The 14,739-nt window shown below is 39.3% G+C and carries 14 protein-coding genes; 3 read left to right on the forward strand and 11 right to left on the reverse strand.

What is annotated here, in order from left to right:
* Positions 1-11: 11 nt before the first annotated feature.
* From IGI67_RS03395 to IGI67_RS03405, 3 genes are all read right to left on the reverse strand, one after another.
* The gene (locus tag IGI67_RS03395; RefSeq protein ID WP_207106510.1) at positions 12-1,355 is read right to left on the reverse strand and encodes an FAD-dependent oxidoreductase; all 1,344 of its coding nucleotides are present in this window, start codon (positions 1,353-1,355) and stop codon (positions 12-14) included.
* Between the two features lie 276 nt (positions 1,356-1,631).
* A complete protein-coding gene (gene tkt / locus IGI67_RS03400; RefSeq protein ID WP_429956755.1) occupies positions 1,632-3,626 on the reverse strand; it encodes a transketolase in 1,995 nt (664 codons plus the stop codon).
* A gap of 92 nt (positions 3,627-3,718) precedes the next feature.
* Positions 3,719-3,961 (reverse strand): DUF896 family protein, encoded by a 243-nt coding sequence (locus tag IGI67_RS03405; RefSeq protein ID WP_207106512.1) that lies wholly within the window; start codon positions 3,959-3,961, stop codon positions 3,719-3,721.
* A 132-nt stretch (positions 3,962-4,093) separates the two neighbouring features.
* Here IGI67_RS03405 and lexA point away from each other — a divergent pair, with 132 nt between their 5' ends.
* The 3 genes from lexA (at position 4,094) to tnpA (ending at position 5,882) form a co-directional block, all read left to right on the forward strand.
* Positions 4,094-4,717, forward strand: a complete 624-nt coding sequence (gene lexA / locus IGI67_RS03410) for a transcriptional repressor LexA (protein ID WP_429956756.1) — start codon at positions 4,094-4,096, stop codon at positions 4,715-4,717.
* A gap of 245 nt (positions 4,718-4,962) precedes the next feature.
* Positions 4,963-5,229: a hypothetical protein gene (locus tag IGI67_RS03415; protein ID WP_429956757.1), complete on the forward strand. Its 267-nt coding sequence runs from the start codon at positions 4,963-4,965 to the stop codon at positions 5,227-5,229.
* A gap of 179 nt (positions 5,230-5,408) precedes the next feature.
* A complete protein-coding gene (gene tnpA, locus IGI67_RS03420; RefSeq protein WP_429956563.1) occupies positions 5,409-5,882 on the forward strand; it encodes an IS200/IS605 family transposase in 474 nt (157 codons plus the stop codon).
* Between the two features lie 193 nt (positions 5,883-6,075).
* Here tnpA and IGI67_RS03425 read toward each other — a convergent pair whose 3' ends face one another.
* The 8 genes from IGI67_RS03425 to obgE form a co-directional block, all read right to left on the reverse strand.
* Positions 6,076-6,588 carry an adenine phosphoribosyltransferase gene (locus IGI67_RS03425; protein WP_207106515.1) on the reverse strand — a complete coding sequence of 171 codons (513 nt, stop codon included), beginning with the start codon at positions 6,586-6,588 and terminating at the stop codon, positions 6,076-6,078.
* Between the two features lie 14 nt (positions 6,589-6,602).
* Positions 6,603-8,882, reverse strand: coding sequence for a single-stranded-DNA-specific exonuclease RecJ (gene recJ / locus IGI67_RS03430; protein WP_429956758.1), 2,280 nt, complete (start codon positions 8,880-8,882; stop codon positions 6,603-6,605).
* 89 nt (positions 8,883-8,971) lie between these two features.
* Entirely contained in the window at positions 8,972-9,400 is a 429-nt protein-coding gene (locus tag IGI67_RS03435; protein WP_207106517.1) for a LapA family protein, read from the reverse strand.
* Positions 9,401-9,408: 8 nt separating this feature from the next.
* A complete protein-coding gene (locus tag IGI67_RS03440; protein WP_429956759.1) occupies positions 9,409-10,197 on the reverse strand; it encodes an SDR family NAD(P)-dependent oxidoreductase in 789 nt (262 codons plus the stop codon).
* A 37-nt stretch (positions 10,198-10,234) separates the two neighbouring features.
* Positions 10,235-11,158, reverse strand: a complete 924-nt coding sequence (rnz, locus tag IGI67_RS03445) for a ribonuclease Z (protein WP_429956760.1) — start codon at positions 11,156-11,158, stop codon at positions 10,235-10,237.
* Between the two features lie 85 nt (positions 11,159-11,243).
* Positions 11,244-11,789: a DUF1269 domain-containing protein gene (locus IGI67_RS03450; RefSeq protein ID WP_429956761.1), complete on the reverse strand. Its 546-nt coding sequence runs from the start codon at positions 11,787-11,789 to the stop codon at positions 11,244-11,246.
* Positions 11,790-11,922: 133 nt separating this feature from the next.
* On the reverse strand, positions 11,923-12,657 hold the full coding sequence (locus tag IGI67_RS03455; RefSeq protein ID WP_207106521.1) for a winged helix-turn-helix domain-containing protein: 735 nt from the start codon (positions 12,655-12,657) through the stop codon (positions 11,923-11,925).
* A gap of 714 nt (positions 12,658-13,371) precedes the next feature.
* Positions 13,372-14,685 (reverse strand): GTPase ObgE, encoded by a 1,314-nt coding sequence (gene obgE / locus IGI67_RS03460; RefSeq protein ID WP_429956762.1) that lies wholly within the window; start codon positions 14,683-14,685, stop codon positions 13,372-13,374.
* Positions 14,686-14,739: the final 54 nt, after the last annotated feature.

Here is a 14,739-nt window from a genome sequence, read left to right on the forward strand (position 1 = left end):
TCCTTCTTTCTTTATTCAGCTTCTGCCAAGGCAGCTTGAGCTAAAATATTCAGATAGTTCCATGGACGGTCAAAGTGTGGCTGGAAGAAGAAGTCCTGTAAGGCTAAATCCTCTAACGTCATCCCGTTTTGGATTGCTACTGATAATGTATTCGCAGATTGAGTAATATCGTATTTTGAAAGGAACTGTGCACCTAGAATCTTATTCGTTCCCTTTTCCGAAACGATCTCCATCAATACATTTTCTGTTGTCGGCATAAATTCTGGCCGGTAATTGTCTTCAATCACTGTTACATTTACGTCGATACCATTTAGTGCCGCGCTTTCTTTAGTAAGCCCTGTAGAACCGATTGTCCAACCAAATAAGTATAGCCCTGAGGTTCCTTGTGTTCCACGGTATTTCATTTTTTGTTCAACTAAGTTTTGACCAACCAGCATCCCTTGGCGTACGGCATTTGTTGCTAATGGGATGTATTGATCCTGACCTGTTGGGTTGTAATGAACAACTGTGGAATCACCAGCAGAGAAGATATCTGGATTGCTTGATTGCATATATTCGTTCACTTTGATCGCTCCGCTTGGAAGCATATCTACTTTCCCCTTCAACAAATCTGTATTAGGACGGAAACCAACACATAGGATCACCATGTCCGCATCAAACTCTTGGCTGGCTGTTACCACTTTCGTTACAGTACCAGAATCATCCGCCACAAATTCATTCACATTTTCGCCTAAAGCTAATGTTACGCCCCGATCAACTAATTCTTTCTCTAAAAGATTCGTGAAAGGCTCATCTAGGTATTTATTCAAAATTCTTGATAGGCCATCGATCAAAGTCACTTGCTTGCCAGATTCAGCAAACGCTTCAACTAATTCGATCCCAATATATCCGCCACCAACAACAACGACTTTTTTTGCATCTTTGGCTTGTTCAATGATGACATTTGCTTGGTTATAGTTTTTACATAATAAAACATTTTTTGATTCGATTCCCTTAATTGGCGGAATGATTGGCCAAGAACCGGTAGTTACCACTAATTTATCATAATCGACAATTTTTTCTTCATTGGTTTTAAGGTCTTTTGCTGTTACTTTCTTCGCTTCTGTATCAATGTTTGTTACATCGTGTTCCATGTTCACTTTTGCACCTAGAGAAGTAAGTTCCTCAGGATTAGAATAGAATAAACCTGCTGGATCCTTAACAACGCCCCCTACATATAAAGCGATTCCACAAGATAAGAAAGAAATGTTGTCATTTCGCTCAAAGACTGTCACCTCAGCATCTGGGTGGTTTGCTAAAATATTTTTAACGGCTGCGGTACCGGCATGCGTACATCCTACTACTACTACTTTCATTGTCGTCCCTCTTTCGTTTAATCGTTTTTTTGTTTGCAATCTTTTGCACAAGGATAGTATAACAGAATTTAAATTCTGTCTAAATAAATTTGCTCACGAATAAACATTTTTATTTTTTACAAAGAAAATATGTAAGCACAGTTAAAAAGAAGTGTCACAGTAAAATATTATGTAAACTAATGATAGCAAGTCGTAACTATTAATCTCTGTTTCAAATACCTAATATAGGACAAAAAAAGTTGAGAAGACATCTCTCCTCAACTTTACCTATTACAATTATAACTCGTTAAATGTATTTACAACATTGCTTACTGTGAAACCAAATTGTTCTAAAACGTAATCTCCAGGGGCTGAAGCGCCAAAATGATCAATGCCAATCATTTTACCTTCTGATCCGATATAACGTTCCCAACCAAATGGAGATGCGGCTTCGATCGCTATACGTTTTGTTACGGATTTTGGTAAAACAGATTCTTTGTATGCTTCATCCTGTGCTTCAAATAAATCAAAGCTTGGAAGAGAAACAACAGAAACGTCTTTTCCTTGTGCTTTTAATTCTTTTTGTGCTTGAACCGCTAGATTCACTTCAGAACCCGTTGCGATTAAGATGCCATCTGGTGTATCTGATTCTGCTTTAGAGATCACGTACCCGCCTTTAGCTACGCCTTCTTTGGCCATGTCTTTGCTGTTTGGCAGCACTGGCAAGTTTTGGCGACTTAATACTAAAATCGTCGGTTTGTTTTTCGTTTCCAACGCTTGAATCCATGCAGCAGATGTTTCATTGCCATCAGCTGGACGAATCACTTGTACATTCGGCATGCAGCGTACACTAGCTAATTGTTCAATTGGCTCATGAGTTGGTCCATCTTCTCCGACAGCCACTGAATCGTGGGTTAATACATAAACGACTGGCAATCCTTGGATCGCAGACATACGAACAGCTGGACGCAGGTAGTCAGTAAATACGAAGAATGTCCCGCCATAAACACGAGTTCCGCCATGCAGATGGATACCATTCATTGCACTTGCCATCGCGAATTCACGAACACCAAACCAGATGTTGCGGCCTTCATAAGAGCCAGGCTGGAATTCTGGTTCATCAGCGATTGTTGTATTGTTAGAACCAGACAAATCAGCTGAACCGCCCCATACATTAGGAACTGCCTTGGTGATTGCTTGGATCGCATCTTTACTTGATACACGGCTTGCTTGCGCAGTGCCTTCCTCATAAACAGGCAAAGACTCTTCCCAGTTTTCTGGTAACTCGCCAGCGAAGGCCAGCTTGAACTGTTTCGCCAATTCAGGATGCGCCTTTTCGTAGTTAGCGAACATCGCATCCCAGTCAGTTTCTGCTTTTGCCCCTTTATCATTGATTTCTTCTTTAAAACGTTTTGCTACTTCTTCTGGTACTGTAAAGTCAGGATATTCCCAACCATATACAGCTTTAGCAGCATCAATACCGTCTTGACCGATTGGTGCACCGTGAACAGCTGAAGTCCCTTCTTTAGGAGCACCGAAACCAATAACTGTTTTGATCTCGATCAATGAAGGTTTGTCCGTTTCCGCTTTTGCTTCATCAATTGCTTTAGAAATTGCTTCTAAGTCGTTGCCATCTTTGACCAAAATATGCTGCCAGCCATAAGCTTCATAGCGAGCACCAACATCTTCAGTGAAGGCTTTTGAAGTAGGTCCATCTAATGAAATGTCGTTTGAATCGTACAATACGATCAATTTTCCAAGCTTCATATGACCTGCCATAGAGCTAGCTTCCCCGGAAACACCTTCCATTAAGTCGCCATCTCCACATAGTGCATACGTATAGTGATCCATGACATTAAAGCTGTCACGGTTATAAGTCGCCGCTAAATGGGCTTCAGCCATTGCCATCCCAACAGAAGTCGAAATACCTTGACCTAAAGGACCTGAAGTTGCTTCAACACCATCTGTATGTTGGAATTCAGGGTGTCCTGGTGTTTTACTTTCCCATTGACGGAAATTTTTCAAATCATCAATCGTTACTTGATAGCCTGCAAGATGTAATAAGCTGTACAACATTGCAGAACCATGACCTGCAGATAAAATGAAACGGTCGCGGTTTGGCCAGTTTAATGAAGTAGCTGGATTAACATTTAAATGTTTGGTCCATAAAGCATAAGCCATTGGCGCCGCACCCATTGGTAACCCCGGATGACCTGAGTTTGCTTTTTGAATTGCCTCAATACTTAACGTTCTGATTGTGTTTACACCTAGTTGATCGATTTTGTCGAACAAATTACTTCCTCCTTTTTGGTCATAAATACTTTAATTACAGATTCATTGTAACCGATTTATTTTGACTTTTCAATCACTTACCAACAAAAGATTTACTTTCTGTTGTGTAATCCTTTTTTCTTTTGAATCTCTTTTAATTTCTCTGGTGTAACATCGTTGCCTTCTGGATCAACGACCTTCATCCCTTCGATGTGATGGCGCATTCCACTGCGGAAGGAAGCGATATACTCTTCCCGTAAAACCTTCTGTTCATGCGCTTCCGCATCTGTTAAGCCGACTGTCTTTTTTTTCTTAGCTAATTCGTTGATACGTGCAATTGTTTCATCATTAATCATCTTGAGCACCTCTTTTCCCTTTCTAATTATACATAAAAAAAAATAAGTTGAAAGTACAAACAAATGCGAACGCTTGTTTGATTTGTTCAGATAACTATGCTACACTAAAAAAAACGAAAGAAGGTGCGGGCATTGGCAAAAAGAACGGAAACAAAACAATTAGAAGTTCTACGTTTCATTCATGAACGCGTTGAAGATAAAGGTTACCCACCCACTGTAAGAGAAATTGGAGAAGCTGTGAGTCTTTCATCTACTTCCACAGTCCACGGACACTTATCCAGATTAGAGAAAAAAGGTTGGATACTACGCGACCCCACAAAGCCAAGAGCAATTGAATTGACCATTACAGGTTTAGAAAAAATAGGAGCTACTCCGCAAGTGATCCCTATGCTAGGTGTTGTCACAGCCGGTGAACCGATCTTAGCTGTAGAGGAAGCATCGGACTTCTTCCCTGTTCCTCCAGATTTGTCGAGTGAAGAAGGCAGCCTATTCATGTTAACGATTCGCGGCGAAAGTATGATTAACGCTGGTATCTATGATGGTGATCATGTCATCGTTAGAAAGCAATCGACAGCAACAAATGGTGAGATCGTCATTGCTATGACTGACGAGAACGAAGCTACGTGTAAGAGATTTTATCGCGAATCGAATCATATTCGTTTACAACCTGAAAATGATGAGTTGGCACCACTTATTTTCGACAATGTTTCTATTCTTGGGAAGGTCGTTGGATTGTACCGCAACCATATTTATTAATCGGAATTTACTTCCGATTATTTTTTTCTTTACAAAACGAACAAACATTCGTATAATGAATATACAAACACATGTTCGCATGATAGTAGGATGTCTGTTCCGCTTTTCCCGATAAATAATTAAAACTAGATTTACAGTCTAAAAATTAGAACAAGTTTAGCGGAATGATCTACGTGGTGAGAATAAACCTCATTTTTGACTTTAGTAAAAATGAGTTCATTAATACGAATTAGGAGTGATTATTGATGAAAGCAGTAAGAAGATTTGGTTTGATTATCGCTGTATTGTTACTAGGTTTATTGATTGGTAAGTTAGGTTCTTTAGCTACGATCGTCATTTTTTCTGGCTTGTTCCTTGTTTGGTTTATGTTGTGGGATGAACGGAAGTATGCACAGCATTATGCTGAACGTCAATATGATGAAGATGATATCGAAGAAGAACACTATTATAAAGAACCGGCCGAAGATTTTTATTATGTGACTTGTGATCAGCACTATCATAAATCTGCTTAAAAATTAATCCCCAAGCTGTTAGATTTTTTTCTAACAGCTTTTTTTGTATGTTTTGAAAACCATAGGCTATGCCTATGGTTCCGGAGAGCTTCCAGCGTGGTATTAAAAAAGCCTCCCAAAATTGATAAACTGATGATGGTTTCCCGACCGCATCACAATCAAATTTAGGAGGTATCCTTATGATGAAGGATAAAGAAAGTTTAGCACACTCAAAATGGAGATGTAAGTATCATATTGTATTTGCACCAAAATATCGTAGACAAATCATTTATGGGAAATATAGAGAAAGTATCGGAGCAATCATCCGTAAGCTTTGTGAAAGAAAAGGGGTAGAAATTCATGAAGCAAATGCTTGTAAGGACCACGTTCACCTCCTTGTCAGCATTCCACCAAAGCTAAGTGTGGCTCAATTTATGGGATATTTAAAAGGAAAAAGCAGCTTAATGATATTCGATCGACATGCGGAGTTGAAGTATCGATATGGGAATCGTAAATTTTGGTGTCGCGGATACTATGTGGATACGGTTGGTCGAAATAAGGAACAGATAGCAGAATATATTCGTAAACAACTCAAGGAAGATCATGTAGCGGACCAGTTAACATTGTTTGAAGAAGTAGATCCATTTACAGGAGAAAAAAACAAGAAGAGATAAAGAGAGATTCTTTTAGAATCAGTGAGTAGATGTGGTGCGGGAGGAAGCCTTCAGATGGCCTTTCAGGCCAAGGCCGGTAATAGAGGCTTTCAGCCGAAGAGCAAACCACCCGTTTCACGGGTGGTTTTGATTGTCTGTCCTAATCAATTCAAAGGGCAAAATAAAAAAGCTGGAATATCTCTCCAGCTTTCTCTTAGTAGTCCATTAAAGTTAAAATATCGTACCCTTGGATTTTATCACGCCCGTGCAATTCCTCTAACTCAATCAAGAAGGCACAACCTACAACAACGCCACCAAGTTTTTCAACTAATTCGATCGTTGCTTTAATCGTTCCGCCAGTAGCCAATAAATCATCAGTGATCAACACTCGTTGACCAGGTTTGATGGCATCACTGTGGATCGTCAAAGTATCCGTACCATATTCTTTTTCATATTCAACTTCAATTACTTCACGTGGCAATTTACCCGGCTTGCGAACTGGTGCAAAACCTAAGCCCAATTCAAAAGCAACGGGACAGCCCACGATAAAGCCGCGAGCTTCTGGTCCTACGACCATATCAATTTGTTTTTCTTTTGCGTAATTGACAATTTGCTTAGTCGCTTCACGGTAAGCTTCGCCATCAGCCATTAACGGTGAGATATCACGAAATACTATTCCCTCTTTCGGATAGTCTGGGATACTGGCAATATAATCTTTCAAATTCATTTCGGTTGTTCCTCCTAGCCTTTCAGCCAATTTCTAATAGTTTGAATATCATTCATTAATAAAAACTCTTCGCTATCAATCCGAGCTATGCGTTTTTGATAAATCTCGCTCTCTTCAAAAGCTCGAGTTTGAGGAGATTCGACCATTTGTAAAACACCGTCGTCTATTGTAACAAATTTTAACTCAGAAAACACGTGAATCATGAATACTAATAATTTTTCTGGAATTCTTAAATAATTCGAAACATTTTTTAGTTTGAAGCGTATATCAACTCGCGGCTGCTTTACAAAGAATTTATAAAGCGCTTTGAACTGTTCACGATCTGGTAACCCGTTGAGATAAGCCTCATCTGGACTATATAGATAAAGATAAATACGTTCAAACTGTCCCTTGTGTGAGATTTCTTTAAGCAGCTCTTTCTGATCTGGGCAATCCAACACGACTAATTGGTCATACTCAGACCAGTCAATAGTTTTATCATATAAGGTGATCGGCTGTTGCAGCTCGTTCACAAAAAACTTTTGACTATTTGGTTGAAAAGCCAGATACAGCACTTTGCCGTTTTCGATTTTTTCATACCAAGTATATTTGGCTCTGCGGTCAATCACTTGAAGTCCGTTCGAAGAAAAATCAATCAGGCGCAATTGAACTTTCTTTTGTCCGTTCCATTCATTGATCTCTAAATCTCCTACGAATTGTGTATCCGGCTGCTGGATTTTCTCACCGTCTTCACCAAAACCAAAACCAATCGCATCCAACTGGCCGTCTTCACCTTTTAACGAAAATTTGACATGCTGTTGTTCACTGCCGATTCGTTTGAAAAAGCTGATCTCTCCATCCACCAAAAAAAGAGGTGCAGGATTATCTGTTCCAAATGGAGCGAGTTTTTTCAATTCTTCAACGAATTTCAACTTAATTTCAGATAGCTTTAACGACTCATCTATCATCAGGGTCGATCCTTTAGTCAGATCAATCTGTTCTGCCTCGATATAATCATTCATCATCCTTCTCAGATTCTGAATATTCTCCGACGGCATTGTCAATCCGACAGCTGCCGCGTGCCCGCCAAAATGAGTAAACTCAGACCGCATAGTGTTCAGCATTCCGAATAGGTCTAATGCTTCGACACTTCGACCGGACCCCTTTGCTACACCATTTTCATCAATAGACAAAATAATCGTTGGATGTCCTGTTTGTTTAAGAATATTTCCAGCAACGATTCCTAAGACCCCTGGATTCCACCCCTGTGATGCAATCAAATGAACCCCATCTTCAGGATTGATCAACGCTGCTGCCTGAGCAGTGGTTTCTTGAACTATTTGCTTGCGTTCATCATTAATCTTGTTAAGTTTTTCAGCCAAGCCACGTGCAACTTCATCATCAAAAGTCGTCATCAGTTCTACAGCAGGATTCGGATCACCCAAACGTCCAATAGCGTTTAAGCGCGGCCCTAAACTAAACCCAATACTCGTTTCATCAACTTTTTGCAGGTCAACAGAACTGACCTTCAGTAATTCTAACAGACCTAAACGCTGCGTTTGCTTGATTGCTTGCAGCCCCAGCTTAACTAGATTACGGTTTTCACCAGTCATAGAAACTAAATCTGCTACAGTCCCAATGGTTACTAGATCCAACATTTCTAACGGAACTTCTTCTAGTAATGCTGTCGCCAATTTGAAGGCAACGCCGGCCCCAGCCAACTCACCAAAGGGATAATGTCCCTCAGGATGACGAGGATGAATAATACAGTAAGCATCTGGTAAAATAGGCGGCATCTCATGATGATCCGTAACGATCACATCGACACCCTGAGAATTGGCAAAATCAATTGCTTCATTCCCAGCAACTCCATTATCAACAGTAATAATTAATTGAATGCCTTCATTGATTTTCTCGGCAAATAACTCCTTGTTCGGACCATAGCCATGAATAAAACGATTCGGCAGTACATAATGAACATCTGCACCAATCATTTCTAAGGTCTCCAGCATGATCGAAGTACTAGTGATTCCATCTGCATCGTAATCACCATAAACTAGAATTGGCTGCCCTTCCATAATTGCAGCTTGAATTCGTTCTACCGCTTTATCCATATCATGCATTAAAAATGGATCATGTAAATCATCAATGTTCGCCTTCATTAATTGTGAAAACTCTTCTAACGTATGTATATTTCGATTCCAGACAAGCTCAGCAAAAGTTTCACTGTATCCCTGACTCATCAATTCTTCTTTAAATGTCGAATCAATCGGTGCAGCGTCTGCGAACTGCCAATCGAAGGTTGATTTTTTCACTCTATCACTTCCCAACCGTATCAGTATAGCAAAAATAAATCAGACAAGAAAGAGAAGAAGACCTTAGTTTTTCAACTAAAGTCCTCTTTCTAATCATAATAATCAATTGGTTGACTGTCTTTTTTATCTGCCTGCGAATTTTCCTTCGCTGCTAACGCCTGATCCTTATCTTTTAACAGGCTCTCATAATTTGCTTTTAACATAGCAATTTCATTTTCTTGTTCACGCTGAAAAGCTGCTTTTTCTTCTGCCAATTTTTGTTCATTGTTAGTTTCATAGCCTTGAATCGTTTCCTTTAACTGCTTGATCTCTTTGCGCTGTTGTAAAAGCGTTGCTCCAGAAGTTAGAAAAACGACCAATGCTCCTATCAAAGCAGACCCTATGATAACAAGAACAAGCGATAAATAGATTTTTTTGATCAAGAAATTGACTGGAACTTCTTGACTATTGGAAAGCGCAAAAATCACGATCAGCAAAACCAAAATAAATCCTAAAAAAACTTTCCATTGCTTCTTCATTTGCTTTCCTACTTCCTATTGAATAATCCGCCTGCTAAAAAATCTCCAATATGCGGGAATAACCCATAAAAATGACTCGCGCCTTCCATAATGAACGGGCGATTGATTTCGCGTGTTGCTTTCCCCATCTTATTAACAATTGTTTTGGCTAGCTTATGAGGATCTAAAACGATACCGCCTAAGTTTTCCAAATAACTGCCGCTTGGATCGGCCTTATCGAAAAATTCAGTGGCGATCGGTCCTGGATTAATTGTAGTCACATAGACATTAGCAGGACGCAACTCTAGCCGCAGAGCGTTTGAAAAACCTAGTACTGCAAATTTTGTGGCAGAATAAACGGTTGATTTTGGCGTTGCCATTTTACCAGCCATGGATGCTACATTAAATATATGTCCTTTTTTATTGTTGACCATCGAGATCGCGATTTTCTGCGTGAAGTACATCATACCTAAAACGTTGACGTTGAACATATTTTTGGCAGCTTCCAAATCAAAATCGACAAAATTATCAAACAATCCAAAACCAGCATTATTTACTAACACATCCACTGTACCAACTTCGTTTTCGATTCGTTCTATTACTGATTCTACATTATCAGGATCCGCAATATCTAATTGGAAAGCAAACGCTTCTTTGCCGCTTAGTTCGCTGCAACGCTCCTTTACTTGCCCAATCAAATTAATTCGGCGAGCACAAGTTACAACGATTGCTCCTCGTTTCGCAGCCTCATAGCAGATTTGTTCGCCTAAGCCGGCGGATCCGCCCGTCACGACAACGATTTTATCTGTTAAATCCATTGTGTTCCCTTCTTTCTGTAAAGGTTATTTGATTCATTTATGAAAATGGAATATCGATAATATCCAAATCTTTCGCAATTTGAGTATTCGGAAAAATTTCCTTCGCTTCCTCTTCTAATTCTTTTGCTTCTTTCGCAAGATACCTAGCAGAAATATGTGTCAATATTAGTTTTTCTGCTTGAGCCTCTTTCGCAATCATTGCAGCCTGCTGTGTCGTGGAATGGAAGTAGGCCCGTGCGAGTTTTGCTTCATTTTTATTAAAAGTACTTTCATGGACAATCACATCACTATTTCTAGCAAATTGACTGGACCTGTCAGTGAAGCGAGTATCGCCAAAAATCGTCACAATTCGTCCTTTTTTAGCTTCACCAACAAAATCTTTCCCGTCAACCACTTGTCCATCGGCCAATGTGACGGTTTGGCCTTGCTTTAATTTTCCATAAATCGGCCCCGCTGGTATACCTAATTCAGCCAGTTTTTCAACTTGCAGCATCCCCTCATGATTTGCTTCCGTTACTCGAAATCCATAGCTTTCAATACCATGATCTAACAGCATGCACTCAACAGTAAATTGCTTATCTTCAAAGACGATCCCTTCGTTAAGCTCAACAAATTGCAGCGGATAGGCGAGGTGCGTCTTTGTTACTTGCAGCGAAGTCCGAACATAATTTTCCAAACCTATTGGTCCGTAAATAGTAATCGGTTCCTCTCCACCTTGAAAAGACCGACTGCTTAACAGTCCAGGCAGACCGAAAATATGATCTCCATGCAAATGTGAGATAAAAATCTTTTCTATTTTACGTGGTTTTATATTTGTTCGTAAAATTTGCATCTGAGTGCCTTCGCCACAGTCAAACAGCCAAATCGCATTGCGTTCATCTAGTAGCTTCAACGCAAGACCGCTGACGTTTCGATGCTTTGCCGGCACGCCAGCACCTGTTCCTAAAAATTCTAATTCCATAATTCTCCTGACTTTCTATCAAATTACTATCATTCTAGAAGAAAGTCCTGCTTTACGCAATCCAAACAATGTAAAATTTCTCCTGTTACTTCTCTGAATCGCTCTTCTGTTCAGCTTCTTCTTTTGAATGTTTAGCGATTTCTTGTGTCTTCTTCACGTCAGCTTCAACATCTGCATAGTCCAAACGAGTGATTTCTCCACCCAGTTCCATCATGATTAATTGATTTAGCGGACGATTGTCATCTTCTTCGGCAATCAACAGTAATGCAGTATCTCCTTCGCCGATTTTATCAACTAAAAATTCAAAAACACCAGTCGCATCGCGAACTTCTTTCGCATCTTGTGTCGCTCCAATCATTCCACCGGTGAACCAACCCAATAAAATACCGATTGGGCCTCCAAGAATACCGACCATCATACCTATCAGACCGCCTGTAGAGCTTTTATTGCTGCCAGTAAAGTCTAAAAAATCCTCAATTTCAAATTTGTGCTCTCCATCATCAGAATGATGAACAACTGCCATCTGTTCGCCTTTAAATGCTTTATTCATATGAAGACGTTTAGCTTTAGAAAAGGCCTCATACGCTTTGGATTCTACGTCAAAATTCATGATTATCACTCGTTTTTCCATTTAAAATCGCTCCTTTATGCTTATAATGCTAGTTTAGCAATAAATAGAGGTTTTGGAAAATAGAACGAGTTTTTTCGCAAAAACAGACTGTAGTCAAAACCCACTTAGGTTTTGATTACAGTCTGTCTGAGACTTAATTTCCAGTTTTTATCTCTTCCATAATACGATCATCAACAATATAATGATCAAAGAAAACTTTTGATAATTGATAACCTTCGCCCCAATTCGTGCGAATAACGTCGTATTCAACGCCATCGATTTTCAACTTGTTGCGCAGGTGTTTAATAATAGTAGATAACCGAGTCATATGGCTTGCAGAATCACTATCACCCCAAATTTTTACAGCTAAATCACTCCGACTGATCGGTGCGTCTTTAGTTGAAATTAGCGTACTCAACATTTCGCGTTCTGAACGAGTTAGATTCCAAAGTGGGATAGGTCGTTTTTCATATTGATTTTCCTCTTGCTGAGCTCTCATACCAAAACCAATTGAATAAACGGATTCTTTCAACGTCTTCTCAGCAAGCTTCTCTCTTAACCCGCTAAGTGTTTCATCTTCAAGCAGCCATTCATCAACACCTCTTGACTCCCAATCAGCTTTTTCATCTTTTTGAGGTATCCGATCTGTTTCTCTAATGATTGTAAACTTCCCGCCAACCTCATTAAGAATAATCGCTAATTCTTGATCAGAGATCGTTTCGCTAACGATCAAGACATCAAAAAAGTTTAGAACATCTAATGGCACTCGTTTCGCTTGAAGCATCGTTAGTAATTTTGCCGAGCTTAACACTTCAATGTTTAAGCGCTGCAGCTTCTCAACTAAAGGTCTCTCAACTAAGATATTGTGTGTTAAAATTAATACTTGCATCACATTATTCCCCTTTTTTATTATTAAAAATAAGTTTCCGACAAATTGCGTAAGGAAAGTTTTATTAATTAACAATATAATTATTACTTCTTACAAGGTAAGTTTACACCGCCATTCTCTCCAACGCTACCAAAAAGTTTATAATTCATTAATCACAATTAGAATTATTGATAAAATTTTTGGGTTAAAAAAACTTTTCTTAGATAAAATAATTCAATTGTCATTTTTAAACAACACTTTCCTCAATCATTCATAAAAATTTAGAACATATAACAGCCGTATTTTTTTGCGATCCGTCTTATTAACAAAATCCATTCTTTTCTTCCGATATAATCGTTTCTAACACTGTATAAACAGCTTTTGTTTTCTATGTGATTAATTATAGCATTAGATATTTTAATAATTTTTCTCTTATGCAAAAAAAGAATATTGAATTTAAGATACTATTCTAGGCTAAATTAAAAGCGACTATAAATAACGACAAAAATAACACCATTAATTTCTTGTTAAATCGCAATTCTGTTTTTTTAAATAATCAAAATTCTTCAATCAAAAATTTCTCTTTAAAATAAATTAATAATCGACACTATCTTTTGTAGCTATTTCTGAAAAATCCTCAAATTGTTGACCTGTAAAAGTACTTTCAATACACAAAAAAGCACTGCAAAATGATTTGCTGTGCTTTAAAAAATGAATAATACTTATTCTACATACTTAATCAACAAATTCGAACTCAAACTTATCAATGCGAACAAGGTCTCCATCCTTGGCTCCTCTAGCTCGCAAAGCTTCATCTACACCCATTGATCGAAGTTGACGTGCAAAATGCATGACTGTTTCATCGTGATCGAAATTAGTCATTTTAAAGAGTTTTTCTAGTTTTTCACCGCTGAGAACCCAAGTAGCATCAGGTTCACGAGTAATTGTAAACTCTGGTTCATCTGATTGGAATCCGTAATTAACGGTATCTTCTTCCACCTCTTCATCGTACAACAGGAACTCTGGTGTGACTTCAAGTAAGTCAGCCGTTGCATTCAATAAATTATCCAATCCTTGTTTTGTGACCGCTGAGATCGCAAAAACCGGAATATCATCAGCAAACTCGTCTTCCTTATCTTTTCTTAATTGTTCCTTGAATTTTTTCAGGTTCTCTTCTGCGTTTGGCATATCCATTTTATTGGCAACGATGATCTGAGGACGTTCCAATAAACGCAAGTTGTGGGAACCTAATTCGTTGTTAATGGCTTGATAATCTTCATAAGGCTCTCTGCCTTCCATTCCGCTCATATCGATTACGTGCAAAATGACCCGCGTACGTTCAATGTGACGTAAAAATTGCGTACCTAAACCAACGCCTTGCGACGCGCCTTCAATCAAACCAGGCAAGTCAGCTGCCGCAAAACTGCGACCATCACTAGTTGTAACCATACCTAAATTAGGAACTAACGTGGTGAAGTGATAGGCACCGATTTTAGGACAAGCGGATGAAATTACTGAAAGAATGGTTGACTTTCCGACAGATGGAAAACCGACTAAACCGACATCGGCTAAAACTTTCAGTTCTAACTCAATATTCCGTTCTTGTCCCGGCTCACCATTTTCAGCTAACTCAGGAGCAGGATTTCTCGGAGAAGCAAAGCGTGTGTTTCCGCGACCGCCGCGACCGCCGTGAGCGACGATTAATTCTTGACCGTTCTCAATTAAATCCCCGATTAATGCTCCAGAATCGGCATCACGTACTGTCGTACCCGGCGGAACGCTCACGTAAGTATCTTCTGCTCCACGACCGTGCATTCCTTTACTCATTCCGTTTTCTCCTGGTGTAGCTCTAAAATGACGATTGTAACGAAAATCCATCAACGTACGCAATCCTTCATCAACTACTAAAATGACATCGCCTCCGCGACCGCCATCTCCTCCAGCTGGACCACCGTCTGGTACGTACTTTTCCCGACGAAAGGCTACCATCCCATCGCCGCCTTTACCAGCTTTGACATCGATCGTTACTTGATCTAAAAACATGGACATGTTGGTGTCCTCCTTATCTCTTTATATATTGACTACTGAATTTCCACACTAAAC

The organism is Enterococcus sp. AZ196, from assembly GCF_050498845.1.
GTDB classification, from domain to species: domain Bacteria; phylum Bacillota; class Bacilli; order Lactobacillales; family Enterococcaceae; genus Enterococcus_A; species Enterococcus_A murrayae.